At 55.6% G+C, this 21,453-nt stretch carries 22 protein-coding genes and 1 riboswitch; of the genes, 14 read left to right on the top strand and 8 right to left on the bottom strand.

Annotated features, from left to right (window positions below; genetic code table 11):
• Positions 1–35 precede the first annotated feature (35 nt).
• Together BLU89_RS09295 and BLU89_RS09290 are read left to right on the top strand one after the other, a co-directional pair.
• The gene (locus BLU89_RS09295) at positions 36–1,310 is read left to right on the top strand and encodes a hypothetical protein (protein ID WP_074736563.1); all 1,275 of its coding nucleotides are present in this window, start codon (positions 36–38) and stop codon (positions 1,308–1,310) included.
• 34 nt (positions 1,311–1,344) lie between these two features.
• Entirely contained in the window at positions 1,345–1,560 is a 216-nt protein-coding gene (locus tag BLU89_RS09290; RefSeq protein WP_074736562.1) for a hypothetical protein, read from the top strand.
• Between the two features lie 57 nt (positions 1,561–1,617).
• Here the strand turns inward: BLU89_RS09290 and BLU89_RS09285 are convergent, their stop codons facing one another.
• On the bottom strand, positions 1,618–3,087 hold the full coding sequence (locus BLU89_RS09285) for an aminotransferase-like domain-containing protein (protein ID WP_245709724.1): 1,470 nt from the start codon (positions 3,085–3,087) through the stop codon (positions 1,618–1,620).
• An 824-nt stretch (positions 3,088–3,911) separates the two neighbouring features.
• On the opposite strand from BLU89_RS09285, the gene BLU89_RS09280 reads away from it, so the two are divergent.
• The 4 genes from BLU89_RS09280 to BLU89_RS09265 all read left to right on the top strand — a co-directional run bounded on the left by BLU89_RS09280 (position 3,912) and on the right by BLU89_RS09265 (position 7,412).
• Positions 3,912–4,406: a TRAP transporter small permease subunit gene (locus tag BLU89_RS09280; protein ID WP_176797688.1), complete on the top strand. Its 495-nt coding sequence runs from the start codon at positions 3,912–3,914 to the stop codon at positions 4,404–4,406.
• A gap of 67 nt (positions 4,407–4,473) precedes the next feature.
• Entirely contained in the window at positions 4,474–5,523 is a 1,050-nt protein-coding gene (locus BLU89_RS09275) for a TRAP transporter substrate-binding protein (RefSeq protein ID WP_083347716.1), read from the top strand.
• A gap of 160 nt (positions 5,524–5,683) precedes the next feature.
• Entirely contained in the window at positions 5,684–6,991 is a 1,308-nt protein-coding gene (locus tag BLU89_RS09270; RefSeq protein ID WP_074736559.1) for a TRAP transporter large permease, read from the top strand.
• A 13-nt stretch (positions 6,992–7,004) separates the two neighbouring features.
• Entirely contained in the window at positions 7,005–7,412 is a 408-nt protein-coding gene (locus BLU89_RS09265; protein ID WP_074736558.1) for a universal stress protein, read from the top strand.
• Positions 7,413–7,485: 73 nt separating this feature from the next.
• Here the strand turns inward: BLU89_RS09265 and BLU89_RS09260 are convergent, their stop codons facing one another.
• Positions 7,486–7,785: a CcdB family protein gene (locus tag BLU89_RS09260; RefSeq protein WP_074736557.1), complete on the bottom strand. Its 300-nt coding sequence runs from the start codon at positions 7,783–7,785 to the stop codon at positions 7,486–7,488.
• The gene (locus BLU89_RS09255; RefSeq protein WP_074736556.1) at positions 7,785–8,015 is read right to left on the bottom strand and encodes a type II toxin-antitoxin system CcdA family antitoxin; all 231 of its coding nucleotides are present in this window, start codon (positions 8,013–8,015) and stop codon (positions 7,785–7,787) included. The genes BLU89_RS09260 and BLU89_RS09255 overlap by 1 nt, the downstream gene beginning before the upstream one ends.
• A 166-nt stretch (positions 8,016–8,181) precedes the next feature.
• A riboswitch (TPP riboswitch) is annotated at positions 8,182–8,287 on the top strand.
• 32 nt (positions 8,288–8,319) lie between these two features.
• On the opposite strand from BLU89_RS09255, the gene thiB reads away from it, so the two are divergent.
• Genes thiB through BLU89_RS09240 form a run of 3 tightly spaced genes read left to right on the top strand, consistent with a single transcriptional unit; the run spans position 8,320 to position 11,502 of the window.
• Complete coding sequence (gene thiB / locus BLU89_RS09250) at positions 8,320–9,300, top strand: thiamine ABC transporter substrate binding subunit (RefSeq protein ID WP_074736555.1); 981 nt, start codon at positions 8,320–8,322, stop codon at positions 9,298–9,300.
• Positions 9,276–10,823 (top strand): thiamine/thiamine pyrophosphate ABC transporter permease ThiP, encoded by a 1,548-nt coding sequence (locus tag BLU89_RS09245; protein ID WP_074736554.1) that lies wholly within the window; start codon positions 9,276–9,278, stop codon positions 10,821–10,823. The genes thiB and BLU89_RS09245 overlap by 25 nt, the downstream gene beginning before the upstream one ends.
• On the top strand, positions 10,810–11,502 hold the full coding sequence (locus tag BLU89_RS09240; RefSeq protein WP_074736553.1) for a thiamine ABC transporter ATP-binding protein: 693 nt from the start codon (positions 10,810–10,812) through the stop codon (positions 11,500–11,502). The genes BLU89_RS09245 and BLU89_RS09240 overlap by 14 nt, the downstream gene beginning before the upstream one ends.
• Here BLU89_RS09240 and BLU89_RS09235 read toward each other — a convergent pair.
• The 5 genes from BLU89_RS09235 to BLU89_RS09215 form a co-directional block, all read right to left on the bottom strand.
• Complete coding sequence (locus BLU89_RS09235) at positions 11,490–11,960, bottom strand: putative molybdenum carrier protein (protein WP_074736552.1); 471 nt, start codon at positions 11,958–11,960, stop codon at positions 11,490–11,492. The two genes, BLU89_RS09240 and BLU89_RS09235, sit on opposite strands and share 13 nt — an antisense overlap.
• Before the next feature lie 99 nt (positions 11,961–12,059).
• Positions 12,060–12,743 (bottom strand): GntR family transcriptional regulator, encoded by a 684-nt coding sequence (locus BLU89_RS09230; RefSeq protein ID WP_074736551.1) that lies wholly within the window; start codon positions 12,741–12,743, stop codon positions 12,060–12,062.
• 209 nt (positions 12,744–12,952) lie between these two features.
• Positions 12,953–13,885, bottom strand: a complete 933-nt coding sequence (locus BLU89_RS09225; protein WP_074736550.1) for a 4-hydroxyproline epimerase — start codon at positions 13,883–13,885, stop codon at positions 12,953–12,955.
• Positions 13,876–14,835 carry a dihydrodipicolinate synthase family protein gene (locus tag BLU89_RS09220; protein ID WP_074736549.1) on the bottom strand — a complete coding sequence of 320 codons (960 nt, stop codon included), beginning with the start codon at positions 14,833–14,835 and terminating at the stop codon, positions 13,876–13,878. Before BLU89_RS09220 ends, BLU89_RS09225 begins: the two co-directional genes overlap by 10 nt.
• A gap of 254 nt (positions 14,836–15,089) precedes the next feature.
• On the bottom strand, positions 15,090–15,692 hold the full coding sequence (locus BLU89_RS09215) for a helix-turn-helix domain-containing protein (protein ID WP_074736548.1): 603 nt from the start codon (positions 15,690–15,692) through the stop codon (positions 15,090–15,092).
• A 147-nt stretch (positions 15,693–15,839) separates the two neighbouring features.
• On the opposite strand from BLU89_RS09215, the gene glyA reads away from it, so the two are divergent.
• From glyA to BLU89_RS09190, 5 genes are all read left to right on the top strand, one after another.
• Positions 15,840–17,093 carry a serine hydroxymethyltransferase gene (gene glyA, locus BLU89_RS09210; RefSeq protein ID WP_074736547.1) on the top strand — a complete coding sequence of 418 codons (1,254 nt, stop codon included), beginning with the start codon at positions 15,840–15,842 and terminating at the stop codon, positions 17,091–17,093.
• Positions 17,094–17,104: 11 nt separating this feature from the next.
• Positions 17,105–18,484, top strand: a complete 1,380-nt coding sequence (gene lpdA / locus BLU89_RS09205) for a dihydrolipoyl dehydrogenase (protein ID WP_074736545.1) — start codon at positions 17,105–17,107, stop codon at positions 18,482–18,484.
• Positions 18,485–18,497: 13 nt separating this feature from the next.
• Positions 18,498–19,442: a lipoyl synthase gene (gene lipA, locus BLU89_RS09200; protein WP_074736543.1), complete on the top strand. Its 945-nt coding sequence runs from the start codon at positions 18,498–18,500 to the stop codon at positions 19,440–19,442.
• A gap of 25 nt (positions 19,443–19,467) precedes the next feature.
• Positions 19,468–20,841: an alanine/glycine:cation symporter family protein gene (locus BLU89_RS09195; protein WP_074736542.1), complete on the top strand. Its 1,374-nt coding sequence runs from the start codon at positions 19,468–19,470 to the stop codon at positions 20,839–20,841.
• 78 nt (positions 20,842–20,919) lie between these two features.
• Positions 20,920–21,342, top strand: coding sequence for a universal stress protein (locus tag BLU89_RS09190; RefSeq protein ID WP_074736540.1), 423 nt, complete (start codon positions 20,920–20,922; stop codon positions 21,340–21,342).
• Positions 21,343–21,453: the final 111 nt, after the last annotated feature.

Genomic DNA, 21,453 nt, shown 5'->3' with positions numbered 1-21,453 from the left:
GCATTTTTTGACAGGAAAAATTTACGGAGGCTGCCATGCCCTCGACCCATCAGCCAAGAATATTTAACACGGTAAACCTGACGGATTTCGATACCAACGGCCAAACTTCAACCGTGGGCGAGCCGACGGTATCCAACAATGGCAATCAGATTTTGGCCACAGGCAACTGGTATGCAAGCCGGTCTTTGGACGGTGGCCAAAGCTGGTCTCATATGAGCCCGTTTACATTATTTCCACCTGTGGACGGAGGATTCTGCTGCGATCAGACCACGATCTACGACCCAAGCCGGGATCTGTTGATCTGGCTGCTTCAATATATTGAACAGGGCGGCACCAACACGCTGAGGGTCGCCGTCAAGCAAGGTCGCACCCTTGGCAACGACACATGGAACCTTTGGGATTTCACACCCGCAGGGATCGATCCAACGTGGAGCAATGAGTGGTTCGATTACAACCACGTGTCACTGTCCGAGAACTATGTGTACGCGGGCACAAACGTGTTCTCGGCCGGAAGCAACCTTTTTGCGCGTTCGGTCATCCTGCGGATTTCACTGGACGAACTCGCAGCCGCAGCCGCGTTATCCTTCGACATATTCGAAACGGAAGACAACTTTTCCCTGCGCTGTGTTCAGGGCGCGCGCAATGCTATGTATTTTGCCAGTCACAACACGAACTCGCAGATTCGCATTTTTAGATGGCCCGAAAACTCTCCGGACGTTGACGAGTTCGACATTGAAATCACACCCTGGTTTGCTGGCAATTACTCTTCACAAACCACCACCGGGGACTGGATGTCACGCACCGACCCACGCATAACCGCCGGATGGCTGGGGCGCGGTGTGCTGGGTTTCATGTGGACGGCCAACCGACAGGCGAACAGGCCTCGCCCATTTATTCGAACCGTGCGCATTGACGAAACTACCATGTCACTGATCGACGAGCCCGATATCTGGAACAACCAGATTGCGTTTGCCTACCCATCGACTGCGGTCAACCGGTTTGGCGATGTCGGCCTGTCGGTCTTCGCGGGCGGAGGCAATCTGCACCCGAGCCATGTTGTCGGATCGTATGACGACATTGATCAGATTTGGCGGTTGGCCCTGGCACGACAGGGCACCGATACCCCTGGCTTGGGGAAATGGGGCGATTACACGAACTGCGCTGAGGTAACCGATGACGGCTTCACCTGGCTGGCCGCCGGTTACACGCTGCAAGGTGGAAACACCCAAAGCGATATTGAACCGACGATGACCTGGTTCGCGCAGCAGCGTTATGACGTACCGCGGCGTCATCCCCTTGTTATTGTTTAACCCATTACATTACTAGAAATCGAGGATCAGCATCATGCACAGAGCCATTAAGTCACAAGGTGTCAAAGCATTCGTACGTCAGGAAGGGCCGTGGCTATTGATTTCCTTTGTCATTGCTGACCTGTTCTACAAATGGGGTTCATTTGCCCTGGAATGTGTCGGCTTTCTGCTGACCTGGTATGTCCTGAGCCTGTTATCTAGTCTGATCTCACGCCTGTTGGGTGAGCAAAAATCGGCGCTCAATGACTAACCCACGGCACATGGTCACGGACTAGAACATGGTCCGTTCGCACCCTGATTTAACTCCCTAAAGATGTGCAGCGCGCAATTCTGAAACAACGTCGGACAACACCTCTATTCCCTGCCGGATCAAACCCGGTTGAATTGACGAGACACCAAGACGGAAGTGAAACTTTCCCTCAACCGCATCGGAGAAACAGGGCCTGATGGGCTCCACAATAACGCCGCGCTTCAGGGCTGCTTGACAGATGGTCAACGCATCCAGCTGGGCTTCGGGATCGGCAAGGACAAAAACCGTTCCGCCAAATTCTCCGGCACTCAGAAAGCCGGGCAGTTTCTCGCGAATTGTGGTGTCAGCCAAATGCCAGCGCTGCTCATAGTTCTGGCGCACCCTGCGCAACAATCCATCATAATATCCCAATCTGATAAAAGCGGCAGCCGTGTGCTGCAAGATCATCGGCGGGTGGCGCATCATCATGCCCCGGCAGTCGCGCGCAGCATCAATAAATTCAGGTGCAGCAGCCATATATCCAAGGCGCAAACCCGGTGAGAGCCCCTTGGAGAGGCTCCCCAGATAAATCAAACGGTCGGTGTCATCCAGGCTGCGAAGCGGCAGCAATGGCGAGTGCCGATAATCCACATCACATTCGTAGTCATCTTCGACAATGTAGAAATCATACTCTTCTGCAGCCTGCAGCAACGCGCGTCGACGCCGCTCGGACATCGTGACAGTCGTGGGATGATGACGATTGGGGGTTACGAAAACTAGATCAACATCGCGCAAACGTTCGTCTACAATCAGACCCTCTTCATCAATGGGTTGAAAGTTCACGTTACCAAAATTTGCCTGGAGAATTTTGCGGGCATCCGGATATCCCGGGTCTTCCATTAGGGCAGTTCGGTCGCGGCCACCAAACAGCAGGCTGGTGATGAACAACCCGTTTTGCGAACCCAGAGTAATCAGAATCGACTCATTGGGTTCGAAAATGCCACGACGCGGCAGAATACGTTGCCGAACCTGCTCGATCAATTCGAAGCTGTCGGAATACAGCCCATCCGCAGACCATATCTTTAGGTCTTTCCGGTTCAGGGCCAACCGTGTGCATTCGCGCCAGTCCGCAACCGGAAATGCGCCATCATCGATTTGGTTGCAAACAAATGGATAGTCGTACCTGTACCAGTCGTTGGGGCGAGAGATGGTCTCAATCTCTTCAGTGCGGCGCAGCTTGTTTAGCTTCATGCTGATCGGCGCGCGTAGCTTGATGTCGGATCTGCCGGCCGCATCGCTGTCGGTACGCACACCCACATCGGAACAGACAAAGTAACCCGAGCGCGGTCTGGCCTCGATCAGTTGTTCTTCCTCAAGCTTGCGATACGCCGCTACAACCGTATTGATCGAAACATCAAGATCCTTTGCCAGTTCCCTGCACGAAGACAGCTTCAATCCAGACGGCATCAACCCTTCAAAAATGAGTCGCGATATCTGCGAGACAATCTGGTCGCGCAGGCCGCTCGATAGAGATTTATCGATACTCAATCTTTGTGTCATACTGTGGCGAGCCCTGATCGCAAATTCTGTGGCGCGAATTGCAAACTGTATCCTTGTTTTCAAGTGGTCCGAGTATAGGCGACAAAAAGCCAAATACCAGAAAAAGCCCATTGGCACCGACAGGTTTCACGCAGGAACCATGACTGGTTCAGCCAGTAATTTCAGCACCGTCTGAAATCTACTTAACTACCTGTAATTACGCGCTTTCTATGAGTTTGAGATGCACAGCGTCACCGCGCGGCTTTGAGCGCTTCCGCGGCTACACTGACCCTGCCCGGATCAGATTGGGAGGTCAGTCAGATTTTCGATGGAAAAGAATCTGTACCCATTGTTTCAGGCAACTGTATCTTTCTCAGTCGAATTTGTTAGCGTTTGCTGTAGCGATCCGGAACGGTCCATGCTCATCAATGGATCACCCGGATCGTTCGATGCGATTAGGGAGGGAGACCATTCGCATGGTTTTGGAGGAGTTACATTCGCGTCGATCTTTTGCGAGGGCTATTTGGTCTACGCGTTCGTTCGCTGTTACATCCAGTCCGGCTGCGATAGTCAAAACCTCGTTTTGCGCAGCTTCCGAACAGTTTTTGCACGACGCGGAAAGAATAGGCTATGCTGAACCGGTGCCGGATCGACGGCACCCAAAAGCAAAGCGGATTCAGACCGTTGTGATTGCAGCGGAACGTATTTCATCGAATGATCTCTGATGCCCGGCCAAATCTCTGCTTCTGCAGAAACGGTAAATCCTACTTGGCGCACAGACAACTTAAGGGAGAACTTGGGTCCATGAAGAACACAGTGAGGGCAGGATGGTGATGCGCGGGTTGGAAAAGTTGACAAGCGCAATTTCCGAGGTCATGGGCCGTATCGGCTGGTTCCTGATTTTGTATTGCATGGCATTTGGTGTGTCGGATGTGTTCTTGCGCTACGTGATGAATGCGCCGTCCCAATGGATTGGTACGACGCTTCAGGCTGCAATGGTGTTGCTGGCCTGTACCGGCGGCGTCTACGCGCTGCAGCATGACAGTTTTGTCAAGCTTGACCTGTTCTATGCCAGCGCAAGCAAGCGATCAAAAGCAATTCTGGACGTGCTGACAGCCCCCATCGCAATCTTGTTCTTAGGTGCGCTGATCTGGAAAGGTTACGAGGCGGCTTCGCTTTCCCTGATGCTCAACCAGAAAACGCCAACGTCCATTCCTATTCCGATCTATCCGATCAAGTTTGCCATTCCGCTGAGCGGTTTCATGGTTCTTTTGGTTGTCCTGAAGCACTTGCTCCGCGATCTGAAAACCGTTTTTGGGGGCAGCTAGGTCAAGCGGCCTGACCACCTCAAACTCTTACGAACATAAACTTATCCACTAACGAGGAGGAACTAACATGAAACCAAACAGGTTTATGCACACAACTATGTGGGCAGGCGCCATCGCAGTGACCGCGAGCATTGCCGTCGCCCAGGATGGCCCGCCGGATGAGGTTACCGAGTGGACTTTCCAGCCCGCGTTTGACCAGACAGATGCCGGTTGGGACAACGGCCTGATCCCATGGGTTGAAGCCGTTGAAAAAGCGACCGAAGGCACTGTGAAAATCCGCGTTGAACCCGCCGGGGCACTGGTCAGCGGTGCAGAAGCTTTTGGTGCTGCTGCAGCTGGCCTGACCGACGGCTATGCCGGTTGGGGATCGGTATATGGTGGCGATATGCCAGAAGGCATGCTGGCATTCGGTATGGCCATGGGTGCCAACAACACTGACGAAGCCTGGGAAGTCATGTGGGGCAACCCGGACTACCGCGTAGGTGACATCGTTCAGGAAGCGGCACATGCGCGCAACCTGCACTGGGCTGGCTGGACCAACCAGGGCCCGAACGCGATGTTCACCAAGTTCCGCGTCGAAAAGATGGAAGATCTCGAAGGGCACAAAATGCGTGCTGGTGGACCTCAGGCCATCTTCCATTCGACCATGGGCGGTGCACCGGTTTCGATGAATGGCGGTGAAATCTATACAGCCATCAAACTGGGCACGATCGAAGGCACCTACTGGGATACCGGTGGCATCGACGACATGTCGTTCCACGAAGTGATCGACTATGCGATCATGCCCGGCTGGAACCCTGCTCAGCACCAGGAGATCTTTATCAACCTGCAAAGCTGGAACGCTCTGACCGACTGGCAGCGTGAAAAGATTGATGGTGTTTTTGAAGAGACCTACTTTGAAACCAGCCGCTTGCATGCGGAAGGTGTTGAAGAGGCACTGCAGATCCTGCGGGATGCCGGTGGTGAAGTGATCATGCTTAGCGACGAAGAAGTTGCACGTATGCGTGAGAAGTCCATTGCCGATGTGTGGCCTCAGGTTGCAGCCGCATCCGATGGCAATGCCAAGGGCGTAGAAATCTTCAAGAAGTTCCTGGAAGACAAGGCAAGCGCGCAATAATTCCGCGCCGCGTGAAGCTTTACGCATTGCCAACGATACCTCCACTGGCCCGACATTCGGGCCAGTGGATCAGATGGGCGCATGTGAGCATTCTCAAGACCGTTGACAGGCAACCCGAAAAGACCGCGCGAACGGCCACTAGGTAAGGAAACTGAAGATCATGAGCCTCGAACTTATTACAGCGCTGTATTTCTTAATACTTTTTGGTATCCTTTTCATGGGGCTACCAGTAGCGTTCGGTCTGGGTGGAACAGCGGTGTTGTTTGCACTGATTTTTGAACCGCGCGCACTGCTTTCGGTACCAAGCGCCTTCTATTCAACACCTTGGAACTCGGTTCTGGTGACGGTGCCCTTGTTCCTGTTCATGGGATCACTCATACGATTTTCCGGGATAGCAGAGACCGCCTATGACGCGGTCTACAAACTAATTGGCCACATTCATGGCGGTCTTGCCATGGGAACAGTTCAAGTTTGTACTGTGTTTGCTGCCATCACTGGCATCACACCTCCGGCGACCACTACCATGGGGCAGATCGCCTACCCCTCGATGATGCGCTATAAATATGATCGCCGTATCGCGATTGGCTGTATTGCGGCAGGCGGCGCCTTGGGCGCTCTGATCCCGCCAAGCGTTCCCTTCATCTTCTATGGACTGCTGGCCAAGGTTTCGATTGGTGATCTGTTCATGGCGGGCCTGTTGCCGGGACTGATGCTGGCAACGTTCTACACAATCTACATCGGCGTTCGCTGTAGGATTCAGCCTGAACTGGGCCCTGCCCTTCCGGCAGATCAGAAATTCACCCGCGCTGAAAAACTGACCGCTGTTCTCAGCATCTGGCCGTTCGCTTTGCTTATCACCATTGTGCTGGGAGTCATCTGGGGCGGCATTGCAACTCCGGCGGAGGCTGCTGCATTTGGTGCTGCAGGCGCATTTGTCATCAACCTGATTTACGGAAAGCTCACCTGGGGCGTGTTGCGCGAGTCGCTCGTTTCCACGCTTAAACTCAGCGGCATGGGCTTGTGGATCCTGATAGGCGCGACCGTCTACCTGAATGTGTTCAACACTCTGGGCAGCCAGGACCTGCTGACCAATCTGGTTCTTTCCATGCCAGGCGGCAGCACCGGCATCCTGCTGATGATGATGCTGATCATCCTGGTGCTGGGTATGGTGATGGACGATTGGGCTATCATCATGCTGTGTACGCCGCTGTTCATTCCGATCGTGGACGAACTGGGCATCGACAAGCTGTGGTTTGGCGCACTGTTCATCGTGAACATCCAGATCGCTTATCTGACACCTCCGTTCGGCTTCGTTCTGTTCTGGATCAAAGGGGTGTTGCCCAAAGATGTCAGCATGGGAGATGTCTACAATTCAGTCGGGCCGTTCGTGGTGCTCCAGTTCGTGGGTCTGACTCTGATCTTCATCTTCCCGCAGATCGCCACTTGGTTGCCCAGCATCCTAAAATAATCCGGAGGTACAGATGTACAACCATATTCTCGTTCCAGTCGCCCCTGATCACATCAACGACTGCTCCACATCTCTGGATGCCGCAAGCCGCCTGCTGGCGGAAGGTGGTACAGTGTCGGTTCTATCCGTTCTGGAAGAACTTCCCTCGTATATCGGTTCGTATTTTCCGCCCGATCAGGTGCAGAAAAGCGTTTCCGAATTTGAAGAACGGCTGAGCAGCGTCATGGGGTCCGCGAAAATCAGCACCCATGTGGTCACCGGGCATCCGACGAATTCGATCCTGGACTGGGCAGAAAAGCACAAGGCGGATTGCATCATCGTCGCGTCACACCAGCCGGGCCTTTCGGACTATCTGATCGGCTCGACTGCGGCGCGCGTTGTCAGGCACGCGCAGTGCAGTGTTGTGGTGCTTCGGGGATAGTAGAAATCGAACTCAACCCCTGACTCGATTTTGATGCAACTGATGGCTGGCCCTGCGGGCTGGCCATTTTCTTTCAAAAGCCCTGCATCAGCATATCGACGGCGACCGTGATCCGTTCAAAATCACCCTTCAGATTGCATACCGGAGATTTGAGAATCCCTGTGGGAACTGCAGCCAGAAACTGTGTCACCATTACAACCTGTTCGCCTTCGATCCGAAACTCTGGGTTCAGCCGGGCTGCAGGCTTTGGAGCGTGTGCCTTCGGCAACAAGGGTGCGACAACACGAGTGTTCAGATCGCTCAGAAGATCGGTCTGAACATCCAGCAGGTAGCCGTCACCGGATGGATTGGGAAAGACATCGTATTTCGGCATCAGAACTGGCGAAAACCTTCAAGAGGCAACCCGTGCTGTTCAACATAAGAGTTAGAACTTTGCAGCGCCTCAGCATTTTCGGCCTTCCACTGCTCGGCCTTGGCCGCAGCAACAGCTGCGCGCACCCCTTCCTCAGCAGCGCGGGAAAGATTTACATTCAGCGCCCTCGCCTCGGTAAGCAAAGCGCTGTCAAGCGACAGATTGGTCGGTTTCCGTGGTTGTGCGTTCATTCGGGCGCCTCCGTTTAGGTAAGAATAGTCACACATTCCATGCGCGTCAAACATGCGCATGTTTCACAGCAATGTTCCTGCCATATCAGCAAATGTCATTTGATTGCCGATCACCTCTGTATTTGCAGGATTTCGGTTGAAATTATCCTCGCACCTCCCTAATCACAGTTTTACCTCGGGGTGCGCTCAAGACTGCGCTGAGATGCCAACTGGCAAACCCGTTGAACCTGAACCGGCTAGAACCGGCGGAGGGAAAGGTAACGGTTTCATCCATCCTTGCCCTCTCGCCGCATTGGAGGATGAAATGAAGCATCTGGCAATTGCTGCGGGAATATTGACTGCTACATCGGCTGTGGCCGCCGATAAACCCGAACTGACCGTTTACACCTATGACAGCTTTGTCTCGGACTGGGGGCCAGGCCCGAAAGTCAAAGAGGCGTTCGAGGCAGAGTGTGACTGCACCCTGAACCTGGTCGGTGTCGAAGACGGTGCCGCGCTGTTGTCGCGTGTTCGGCTTGAAGGCGAAAACACCGAGGCCGACATTGTGTTGGGGCTGGACACCAATCTGATCTCAGCAGCCAAGGAAACCGGCCTGTTCGGCCCGCATTCCATTACTGCCGACTACGCGTTGCCAGTTGAATGGACAGATACAGTTTTTGTCCCCTATGACTGGGGTTACTTTGCCTTTGTGCACAACGCCGATGCCCCTGCGCCCACCAGTTTCCGTGAACTTGCGGATGGGGACGCCAAGATCATCATACAGGACCCGCGTTCGTCAACTCCGGGCCTGGGTCTCCTGTTATGGGTCAAGGCTTCCTATGGCGATGATGCGCCGAGTATCTGGGCAGACCTTGCGGACAACATCGTGACGGTGACCAAGGGCTGGTCCGAGGCCTATGGGCTGTTCCTGGAAGGTGAGGCTGACATGGTTCTCAGCTATACGACTTCACCGGCCTATCACTTGATCGCCGAGGAAGATGCCAGCAAAGCAGCGGCACCCTTTGACGAAGGTCACTACATGCAGGTCGAAGTGGCTGCCAAGCTGGCCAATACAGATCAGCCCGAGCTGGCCGATCAATTTCTGAACTTCATGGTGTCTGACGCATTCCAGACGATCATTCCAACGACCAACTGGATGTACCCGGCCGTAACACCGTCTTCCGGCCTGCCAGAAGGTTTCGAAACCCTCATTACCCCTCAGAAAGCCCTGCTTTTTGATCAAGACAAAGCCGCGGCAGCGCGGGAACAGGCACTTGCGGAATGGCTGGGCACACTCAGCCAATAAACCCACTCCCCGGAGTCAGCGCGGCAGTTCTCGTGGCCGCGCTGATTTTGGGCACGCTGTTCATGGTGGCGCTGCGCGCAGAAGCGGGCGGCGGATTTGGCCCCGCAGACTGGTCCGCCCTGCGATTTACGCTGTTGCAGGCCACGCTGTCCGCGTTGCTCAGCGCAGGCCTTGCCATACCGGTTGCCCGAGCATTGGCCCGTCGCAGATTCCCCGGCAGACGAGCCTTGATCGCGCTTTTGGGTGCACCGTTCATCCTCCCGGTCATCGTTGCCATTCTCGGGCTTCTGCACGTCTTTGGTCGCGCGGGATGGGTATCAGAGGCATTGGGTATTCTTGGCCTCCCACCCATTCAGATCTATGGCCTGCACGGAGTGGTTCTGGCCCATGTCTTCTTCAACCTGCCCCTGGCAACGCGCCTGATCCTGCAAGGATGGCAGGAAATCCCTGCCGAGCGGTTTCGGCTGGCCGCGCAGCTCGGGTGCGAGGGGCTGGCAATGTTTCGGCTGATCGAATTGCCAATGCTGCGCCGTATCCTGCCCGGCGTTCTGGCCGTGATTTTTGCCATCTGCCTGACCAGCTTTGCCGTGGCCCTGACTCTGGGCGGTGGCCCTCGTGCAACCACGATCGAGCTCGCCATCTATCAGGCATTTACATACGATTTCGATCTCGGGCGTGCTGCTCTTTTGTCTGCGCTACAGCTGGTCTTGACCGCAACCGCCGCATTGGCTGCACTGCGGTTCTCACAAGGCGAAGGTTTCGGGACCGGACTGAACCGGGCAATCCGGCGCTGGGACGGTGGGACCCCTGTGCTGGATGCATTTTGGATCATCGCCGCGGCCGCTTTCCTGCTTTTACCCCTGGCTTCGGTCACAATTTCAGGTATCGCGGGGCTTTTCGAAATGCCCGCATTGGTGTTCCGCGCGGCAGTAATCTCCATCTTTGTTGCTGCGGCCAGTACCGTAGTCCTTCTGCTGCTTGCGCTGCCTATGGCCACTGCCATCGCAACCGGACGATACGGGATCGTAGAGCTGGGCGGCCTACTTGGGTTGGCGGCCTCGCCTCTGGTCATTGGTACGGGCCTGTTTATTCTGATCCGGCCGCTGGCAAATCCCACAACACTCGCACTGCCAGTGACGGCACTTGTCAACGCGATCATGGCGCTGCCATTCGCGCTTCGGATCCTGGTCCCGGCGGCACGCGATACGCTGGAGCGGCACGGGCGTCTGGCGCTGTCGCTGAACATGAACAACTGGTCTTTCTTCCTGCGCGTGATGCTTCCACGCCTCCGCCCCCAGATCGGCTTTTCGGCAGGTCTGACGGCGGCTCTTTCCATGGGAGATCTTGGGGTGATCGCCCTTTTTGCGGATGCTCAGATCGCAACACTTCCGCTACAGATCTACCGCTTGATGGGAGCCTATCAGATGCAAGCGGCGGCGGGTGGCGCATTGTTGTTATTGATACTGTCGATGGGTGTATTCTGGATTCTGGATCGCGGAGGCCGCTGGCATGTTGAAGCTTGACGACTGCACCATTTCAAGCGGCGACTTCCTGCTCCGTGCCGATCTTGAAATCGAAGCCGGGTCCAGTATTGCGATCATTGGCCCATCTGGCGCCGGAAAATCCACACTTCTGGAAACCATCGCCGGTTTTCGGGATCTGAAAGGCGGGCAGATATTCTGGAAGGGTAAAAACCTGACGACCTTGCCACCGGGCAAAAGACCTCTGGCGATGCTGTTTCAAGATGGGAACCTGTTTCCTCACCTGAGTGCTGCGCAGAATGTCGCGTTGGGACTGCGCCCGAACGGAGGTCTGTCTCAGGACGAACACCAACACGTACAATCCGCACTTGTCCGCGTCGGCCTGCCGGATTTGGGGGCCAGAAAACCGGCCGAGTTGTCGGGGGGACAACAAAGTCGAGTGGCGCTGGCCAGAATTCTTGTACAAAAGCGGCAGGTCCTGTTGCTGGACGAACCCTTCGCTGCATTGGGCCCGGCATTGAAGGCTGAGATGCTGGATCTGGTTGCGAGCCTGGTGGCAGAGTCTGGAACCACGTTGCTCATGGTCAGCCACGATCCTCAGGATGCGCTTCGCATAACCCGACAGACGGTATTGGTTGCGGATCAAATCGCACATCCGCCTGTCTCTACAGCGCAGCTGTTCGAAAACCCGCCGCCAGCATTGCGCGACTATCTGGGTTGAATGAACTGATTCCGACAGACCTCAAGCACCTGTTGCACCTGAGGAGCAAGCCCCGGGGCTTCGGAGGCGCGCGGGCCGGCAATATTCAGCACGGAAACAGGATTCACCTCCAACCACGCCACTACCTGCAGCGCGCTCGTGGCCACACCTTGTCTGATATCGAGCACCAGATGCGGCTTTTTGGCCTCGGCGGCAAAAGCAACCGTTTGCCGCGTTCCGGGGCTGGATGATCCGTCCACAATAACAAGCGTGGCGTCACTGGAATTGACATTAAGCCTTGTTCGTTCCGCCACATCTTCGGAATTCGTTTCAATCAGCCCACCAAAGTGGTCGGGGATAAGACCGGCCTCATTGGTTCTGCCCTTCGGCACCCAACCGCCATAGAGGATACCGTTCCTGTGCGCAAATTCCAACGCAGCCATGTCGACGCCAGTTTGTCCGCCAGTCACAATTTTCATATCCGGGCACCCGATCGCAATTGGTGATTTGCACGGCCTAATTTCTAACTTCAACGCAGCGTTTCCGCAAACCGAAAGCCCCGTTCGCGCTGGTGGAACTCACGACGTTCCTTCCCCCAACCTCTTAGCGGCAATCATTTCAAGCAACTGCTCTTTCGACCGCCGGATATGCCGCGACAACAACTCACACGCTGCATCTGCATCACCGATTTGCGCCAACTCCAGCAACTGCCGATGCTCTTTTCTGGCAGGCTCACGCTGCTTCATCACACTCAAATGCATACGAATGTAGCGGTCGGCTTGCAGGCTTACGCGATCCAGCAGTTCATGGGTAAGGTTGCGCCGGGACGCCGCATAAAGTGCCGAGTGAAATGCATGATTGAGCGCGCCCCATCGGCCGACATCATCCTTGTCATAAGAGACTTCCATCTGCTGCAATATGTCCTCGCACCGGGCGAAGTCGCCAGAGGTCATCTCGGGTATCGCCCTGCGAAACAGATCCACCTCGATCAACATCCGAAGATCAAATATCTCACCGATCTCGGACAGCGAGTGTTTGATTACAGAACCTCCGCGATTATTGGCCCACTGCACCAGACCTTCAGCACTGAGGCGTTTCAACGCTTCGCGTATCGGCATACGAGAGACATCATACTCATCTGCCAACGCCTCCTGTCGGATCGTTTCCCCTTCGGCGAGTTCACCACTCAGAATACGCTCACGAAGATCATCGGCGATGACATCGGGCAGACTTTGCTTTTTTATCGCACGATTGGTTGCCATGTCAGGCTGAACCTCTGCTGGAAGTTGGATATAAACGTCTCTTGTGCACTGTTTCTCTTGCCTGTGGCGTCACACCTACTTCGGCAACCTCGCTACCCTCGGGATGGGCCGAGATCACATGAACGGTTCACTGCCGTGCGTGAGATTACCTTGCAACCAAAGCGAACCGAACCGCCAGTTGCGGGTATGAATCTTTCTATCCGCGCGCATCACCGCCGGATGCCCATTCGAAACGGATCATTTTCGGCAAAGATCAACCTGCTCTCTGACATGATGTGCGCCTGACCAGTCAATCGTGGGATGATGCCTTTGCCTTGACTAGTCTGATAAGACAACCGGTATCTGCTTCCAATTACGCTTTCCTGTATGATTTCCTCTCCGGCAGGCAGCCGCCCGCTTGCGGCCAGACAGGCCAATCGCGCCGAACTGCCGGTGCCGCAAGGAGAGCGATCATAGTCGTTGTCCGGGCACAGAACAAAATTCCGGCTATGAACCCCGTCATTCGGCGAAGCACACTGAAAGATGACATGATCAACCGGCTCGCCGTTTTCACCGCCAACTTTCTGTGCAATGCAGGCTTCGCGAATAACAATCGCCATATCGGTCAGAGCGCGGATGTTCTCAGGCACAACCAGGATCGGGCTTGGTTCGATGATAAAGAACCAGTTCCCGCCATAAGCCACATCACCAGTGACCGGGCCAAACTCTGCTGTTTCAATCGTCAGAGCATGGTGAACGCAGCGGCTTTCGATATTGGTAACCTGAACCGTGTTGGCATCCTTAAGGTCAATCGTGACCAGACCCACTGGGGTATCGATCCGGTTCACACCAGAATCAATCCGACCCAGATGTGCAAGTGTCACACCAAGCCCGATCGTCGCATGACCGCACATACCTAACACCGCGTCCGCGTCGAAATAGATGACACCTGTCGTGCAGGCGGCATTGTCTGGCTCTACAAGAAGGGCGACCACCATGCCGGGCTGGCCGCGTGGCTCCAGCAGGACCGATTTGTAGAATTGCTCGTGCGCGGTTGCCAAAAGCTGCGCACGTTCTGCCAGCGACCCAGTCCCCAGATCAGGCCCTCCGTCCAGAATGACCCGCGTAGGCATTCCGCCGGTATGGCTGTCAATCACATGCATTCCGCAATGACCCCGCCTTGACCGGCCCAGTCTGCGAACCAGGATCGGAACAGGCTGTATTGTTGCTCGCAATAGTTTCGCTGGGCATCGGTCAACTCATCGGTTTCGTTGAAATGTAGGCGGTATTCTTCCTCTCCGTTCAGCACCAGCAAATGCTTGTAGTAAAGAACCAGATCCGTGCCCTCGTCAAAGCTGGCAAGGATACTGATTGCCTCGTCCAGTTCGCGAACGCGCAGGCGTGCCTCGGCGTTTCCCTCTGCCGCCTTTTGTGCCAGCGCCGCAAGCAGCAACGCCTCTTTTGGAAGCGCCGTCCCGATCCCGGTTATCGAGCCCGTGGCCCCGCAGTTCACAAAACCATGATAAACCTCGGTATCGACACCAACCATCAACGTGACCTGATCATCCTGTGACGTGATGTGTTCTGCGGCGTAGCGCAGATCGGCTTTGCCGCCGAATTCTTTGAAACCGACCAGGTTCGGATGCTCGGCGCGCAGTGCAAAGAACAAATCCGCGCGCGTGGCAAAACCATAAACGGGACTGTTGTAAATGATAGCGGGCACGTCCGGTGCTGCCGACAGGATCGCTTTGAAGTGATTTTTCTGGGCTGCGATAGATGAGCCGCGCGACAGAACCCGAGGTATGACCATCAGACCGGATGCGCCAACCTTTTGCGCGTGGGTCGCATGGGCCACAGCGGATTTCGAATTGATAGCCCCTGTGCCAACGATCACCGGCAGTCCAGCCGCGATCAGCCTTTCCACGCCCTTCATCCGTTCGGCATCCGTCAAAAGCGGCCAATCACCCATCGAGCCACAATAGACAACAGCGGTCATGCCGGCCGCGATCATCTCTTTGCCTTTCCTCACCAAAGCATCGTAATCCGGTGTCCGGTCAGTCTTGCAGGGTGTCATTAGGGCGGGCATCGTGCCTGTGAAAATGTTTTGTGTCATGGGGTACTACTGTTGTTGCCATTTGCTGCTTGATGAGTGTCCGCCTTGCTCTGCCAAGAAGGGAGCACTGCGCATAAAAGTCCGCGGAAGAGCCCTTCACTACATCAGATCACCTTCCCTGAGATTGTGTTGGAAACCGGTATAACAAATTTTGTATCCAATATCCATCTCGAACTCAACTGATGATCCGCCTGCCCGCGTCGGCGTCAGTCGCCCAATCGAGATAACAATTTCAAACGGTGCGCAGCCCGGCCCTATTCAAGCGAGACCCATAGCACCTTGGCATCTTCCTCGCTGGTTGAGACGCAACCATGCCCCATACCACTGTCATAATACAGCGAGTCCCCAGTCTTCATGGATAATGGACGGTAATGTTCGGAAACAAAAATCAGCTCTCCGCTGATCACATACATAAACTCTTCGCCGGAATGCCTGATCCAGTTGTCATACTCTGATATGTCTCGTGCTTTGATCGTTGCGATATAGGGCAGCATCCGCTTGCTTGTCAGTTCCGAACACAACAGCTCGTGCATATAGGTCGGCGTATTTCTGATCTCGCCTGTTCCTTTTGGAGTGAAGTCGCGGCGCCCCGAAACCCCGGACTGGGCCGACTGCAAGAACAGCTGCGGTGTGTTCATGTCCAATGCTTGCGTTAGGCGGCGAACGATCTCGAAACTTGGGCGTGACTGATTGTTTTCGATCTTCGAAAGCGTGGAGCGACCGATTCCCGCAGCGCGCCCAGCCTCTTCCAAAGTCCAGCCTTTTACGCGGCGCGCATCCCGGATTGAACGGCCCAGTGCCGCCCCTTCGCCCTGATCTTCCGGCCCGCCACCATCATTCCGGCTATCATCAGACATGGGAATCTCCTTGTTTTATGAGAGGTTACCGGTTTCCCCTGAGTTAAACAACTTCGCTGTTTCAAGATTTTTGTTGCCATGTGCGCACTATTTCCACTATAGGAAACAAAGTTTCGTTCTCAGGATTCGAGATTACTGGAGGATACAATGTTTACTAAGTCGCTCATAGAAGCTGATCCAATTATCGCTGCGTCGATTGCACGTGAAGGCAAGCGTCAGGCGGAGCAGATCGAACTCATTGCGTCCGAGAACATTGTCTCGCAGGCCGTGATCGATGCACAAGGTTCCGTACTTACGAACAAATACGCCGAAGGCTATCCCGGTCGCCGCTATTATGGTGGCTGCGAATATGTGGATGAAGTCGAGGCCGAAGCCATTGACCGGCTGAAAAAACTATTCGGCTGTGAATTTGCAAACGTTCAACCGCATTCCGGTGCGCAGGCAAACGGCGCGGTTAAGCTGGCGCTACTCAGCCCCGGTGACACGATCCTTGGGATGTCGCTGGATGCCGGTGGTCACCTGACCCACGGCGCCAAGCCTGCCCAGTCCGGCAAGTGGTTCCGCCCGATCCAGTATGGTCTGACCGATGCCGGGCTGATCGACTATGATCAGGTTGAAGAGCTGGCGAAAGCCGAAAAACCAAAGATGATTATCGCGGGCGCATCAGCGTATTCTCAGAAGATCGATTTTGCCCGTTTCCGCCAGATCGCGGATGAGGTCGGAGCCTGGCTGTTGGCCGACATGGCTCATATCGCTGGACTGGTTGCGACCGGCCTGCACCCGTCCCCCATTGGGCACGCGCATGTTGTCACCTCAACCACGCACAAGACCCTTCGTGGACCGCGCGGCGGGGTCATTCTGACCAATGACGAAGCGCTTGCAAAAAAGATCAATTCGGCAGTCTTCCCTGGCTTGCAGGGTGGCCCTTTGATGCACGTGATCGCAGGCAAGGCCGTTGCATTTGGTGAGGCGCTGAAACCCGAATTCAAGGACTACATGCAGCGCGTCGTCGACAGCGCCTCGGCCTTGGCAAACGTGATGATGGCACGCGGATGCGACATCGTTTCTGGGGGCACCGAGAACCACCTGATGCTGGTTGACCTGCGCCCGATCGGTGTGACCGGCAAGGATGCCGCCGCCGCGCTGGAACGTGCAGGATTTACCTGCAACAAAAACAGCGTGCCGGGTGACCCGGAGAAACCGACCATCACCAGCGGCATCCGTTTGGGCACCGCCGCAGGATGCAGCCGTGGCTTCGGTCCGGAAGAGTTCAAGCAGATCGGCCACATGATTGGTGATGTTCTGGACGCGCTGGCACAATCGCCCGAAGGCGATGAGACAATCGAGAAAGAAACCCGCGAAAAAGTTCGTGCCATGTGCGCAAGCTGCCCGATCTACTGAGAGAAGCCCAAATGACTTACGATCTCATTGTTATCGGCGGTGGACCGGGCGGCTATGTCGCCGCAATCCGCGCTGCCCAGCTGGGCATGAAAGTCGCTTGCGTTGAAGGCCGTAGCGCCCTTGGCGGAACTTGCCTGAATGTGGGGTGCATACCCTCCAAAGCGTTGCTGACCTCCTCGGCCAAATATGCCGAACTTGCACATCTCTCCTCCCACGGTATTGCGGTCGAGGGGGCCAGCATCGATCTGGGCGCGATGATGGGTCGTAAGGACAAGATCGTGGGTGACCTGACCAAGGGCATCGCCTTTCTGTTTAAGAAAAACGGTATTGATCTGATCGAAGGTTGGGCAAGCATCCCTGCTGCCGGTCAAGTCAAAGTCGGGGACGAGATCCACCAGGCGAAGAACATCCTGATCGCTACCGGTTCCGAGCCTACCCCGTTGCCGGGGATCGAGATTGACGAGCAGAATATCCTGAGCTCGACCGGGGCGATTGCACTCGAAAGCGTGCCTGAGCATCTGGTGGTCATCGGCGCCGGGGTCATCGGGCTGGAACTCGGGCAGGTCTGGGCTCGTCTCGGGGCCAAGGTTACCGTTGTCGAATATCTGGACCGTGTGCTGCCGGGCATCGACGGAGAGATCGCCAAGCTGGCGCAACGTGCGCTGTCAAAGCGTGGCCTGAAATTCCAGCTAGGCCGGGCGTTGAAATCTGTCGACAAAACTGATGCCGGTCTGGCGCTAACTGTGGATCGGGTCGGTAAGGACAAAGAAGAAGTGATCGAGGCCGACAAGGTATTGATCGCCGTTGGCCGCCGCCCTGTCACACGTGGTCTGGGTCTGGAAGAACTAGGCGTCGTCGTGAACCCGCGCGGGTTCATCGAAGTTGATGGCACGTTCCAAACATCCGTTCCCGGTGTTTATGCTATCGGCGATTGCGTTCCCGGACCGATGCTGGCACACAAAGCCGAAGAAGACGGCGTGGCATGTGTGGAATTGCTGGCAGGCGAGGCCGGACATGTCGATTACAATAGCGTTCCCGGCGTGGTGTACACAGATCCCGAAGTCGCCTCGGTCGGTCAGACAGAAGAAGCGCTAAAAGAAGCCGGAACCGAATATTCCGTCGGCAAGTTCGCCTTTATGGCAAACTCCCGTGCACGCTCGACGGGGGAAACCGACGGCGCGGTCAAGGTTCTTGCAGACCCGGACGGAAAAATTCTGGGCGCGCATATCTGCAGTGCTCATGGCGGTGATTTGATCGCCGAGCTGGTTCTGGCCTTGACCCAGGGCGCAACTGTATCCGAAGTTGCAGGAACCTGTCATGCACACCCGGCGATGGGAGAGGCGGTCAAAGAAGCCTGCCTCGACGCCATGGGCCGCGCCATTCACGCGTAAGGGGAACTGCCAGATGACCATCCAGCTTCGTCCTCGTCACCCGGAAAAGGCCAAAAAGACCGACAGTGTTATCCCGCGTAAACCCAAGTGGATTCGGAAGAAAAAAGTCGAAGGGCCAGAGTATTACGAAACTCGCCGCTTGATGCGCGACCACAATCTGGCGACTGTTTGCGAAGAAGCTGCCTGTCCTAATATTGGCGAATGCTGGTCCAAGCGCCACGCGACCATGATGATCATGGGTGAGGTCTGTACGCGCGGTTGTTCCTTCTGCAATGTATCGACCGGTCGTCCCGATACATTGGATGTATTTGAACCCGGCCGCGTTGCGGCAGCGGTCAATAAGCTGGGCCTGCGTCATGTTGTGATCACATCGGTCGACCGTGATGATTTGGCAGATGGCGGGGCCGAGCATATCGCTCAGACCATCCGTGCCGTGCGCCATCAGAACCCAGGCACTACAATCGAAGTTCTCACGCCGGACTTTCTTGGGAAAGGCGCTGCCTCAGATATCGTATTTGACGCGGCACCGGATGTTTTCAATCACAACCTAGAAACTGTGCCACATCTATATCCGACGGTCCGTCCGGGTGCGCGGTATTATACATCTCTGCGCCTGCTGGACGATGCCAAACGCGCGGACCCTGAGATATTTACCAAATCCGGCCTGATGGTTGGTCTGGGCGAAAGCCTGAACGATGTGCGGCAGGTGATGGATGATCTGCGTGCCGCCAATGTCGATTTCCTGACCGTTGGTCAGTACCTGCAGCCGACCCCGAAACATCACCCCATTGATCGTTTCTGGACACCGGAAGAATTTGCCCAACTGGAACAGATCGCGCGTTCCAAGGGCTTCTTGCACGTGTCAGCAACCCCGCTGACCCGTTCGTCGTTCCACGCGGACGAAGACTTTGCCGCCCTTAAGCAAGCCCGCCAGCGGGCGATTGCCAAAGGGGCATAATCCAAACGCAATTGGGAGGAAATCCATGGAAGCGTTAAATTCAATCGTAGGAGCCATCAATGGCGTCGTGTGGGGGCCGCTGATGCTGGTTCTCATTCTTGGCGTCGGCTTCTTCTTGCAGGTCGGTTTGAAATTCATGCCGATCCTGAAAGTAGGCACCGGCTTCAAGCTGTTGTTTGCGGGACGTGAAGGTCAGGGTGATGGCCAGATCAGCCCATTCAACGCGCTGATGACCTCGCTGTCGGCGACCATCGGTACGGGTAATATTGCCGGCGTGGCCACTGCTGTCTTCCTGGGCGGTCCGGGCGCATTGTTCTGGATGTGGATGACCGCCCTGGTGGGCATGGCCACCAAATATGCCGAAGCTGTTTTGGCCGTGAAATATCGGGAAAAAGATGAGCTCGGCAACTATGTTGGCGGCCCGATGTATTACATCAAGAACGGTCTGGGTGCGAAATGGGCCTGGCTGGGCATTGCGTTCGCTCTATTCGGCGCGGTTGCAGCCTTCGGCATCGGCAACGGTGTGCAAGCGAATGGTGTCGCTCAGGTTCTGGAAGCCAATTTCGGTCTGAATACTTCGGTTACCGGCGTTGTTCTGATGGTTCTGACTGCAGCCGTTATTCTGGGTGGCATTACCCGCATCGGTGCGGTTGCCGGTAAACTGGTTCCGTTCATGGCAATTGCCTACATCGTCGCCGGCCTGCTGGTTCTGCTGATCAATATCGGCAATATCGGTTCTGCTCTGTCGCTGGTCTTCACCTACGCTTTCACCCCCTCCGCCGCTGAAGGTGGTTTTGCGGGTGCAGCTGTCTGGGCCGCTATCCGTTTCGGCGTAGCGCGCGGCGTGTTCTCGAACGAAGCCGGTCTGGGCTCCGCTCCGATCGCACACGCAGCAGCCGAAACCAAAGGCCCGGTAAACCAGGGTCTGATCGCGATGCTGGGCACGTTCATTGACACCATCATCGTGTGTTCGATCACCGGTCTGGCGATCATCTCGTCGGGTGCCTGGACTTCGGGTGAATCTGGCGCTGCACTGACCAGCCATGCGTTCGAACTGTCGCTGCCGGGTATCGGTGGCTACCTGATCGCTATCGCCCTGTCGATCTTTGCCTTCACCACCATTCTGGGCTGGTCGTTCTACGGCGAGAAATGTGTCGAGTTCCTGTTGGGCGTCAAATCTTTGATCCCCTATCGTGTTCTGTGGATCGTCATGATCTACTTCGGCGCAACTGCGGATCTGGGTTTCATCTGGCTGCTGGCTGACACGCTGAACGCTATGATGGCCATTCCGAACCTGATCGCCCTGGCACTGCTGAGCCCGATCGTCTTCAAGCTGACGAAAGAGTTCTTTGCATCGGGTGGCAAGTCCGAAGAACCGGGCAGCACACCAGCCGAATAATCTCGATCAAAAAAATACGGGGGGCCATCCTGGCCCCTCGACTTCAAAACAGAATTCCATATCTCGAGGAGAGACGTGATGGCCACGAAAATCCTGCTGCCGATTGATCACACCGACGACCGTTCGTGGAAGAACGCCCTGCCGCTTGCACAAGAACAAGCGAAGTTCTATGGCGCTGAGCTGCACGCAGTCGCCGTCATCCCCGAGATCATCCAACTGCCCAACCTGCCCGCCAACTACGGCGCGGGTGCCAAGGAACATGTGCGTAGCGCGCTTCAAGCCATTCTTGATCACGGTAACGCCAGTGACGTGCAGGTTCACATTGAAGAAGGCAGCGTTTACCGCGAAATCCTGAAGCTCGCCTACAAGGAAGGCTTCGATCTGATCGTGATGGCCTCGACCAAGGGCGACTTCCCGAATTATGAGATTGGTCCGAACCTGTCACGTGTCGTGCGTAACGCACATTGCACCGTGACCGTCGTTCGCGACCAATCCCGCTGATTGAAAGGTTAAGTTGATGACATCCATAAAACGCACGCCGTTGCACTCCCTTCATGTTGAGTTGGGGGGTAAGTTGGTTGATTTTGCGGGCTGGGAGATGCCTGTGCAGTA

This window comes from Ruegeria halocynthiae, assembly GCF_900106805.1.
Taxonomy (GTDB): Bacteria; Pseudomonadota; Alphaproteobacteria; order Rhodobacterales; family Rhodobacteraceae; genus Ruegeria; species Ruegeria halocynthiae.
Note: the sequence above shows the minus strand (reverse complement) of the source record. Positions and strands in the feature narration are given on the sequence as shown.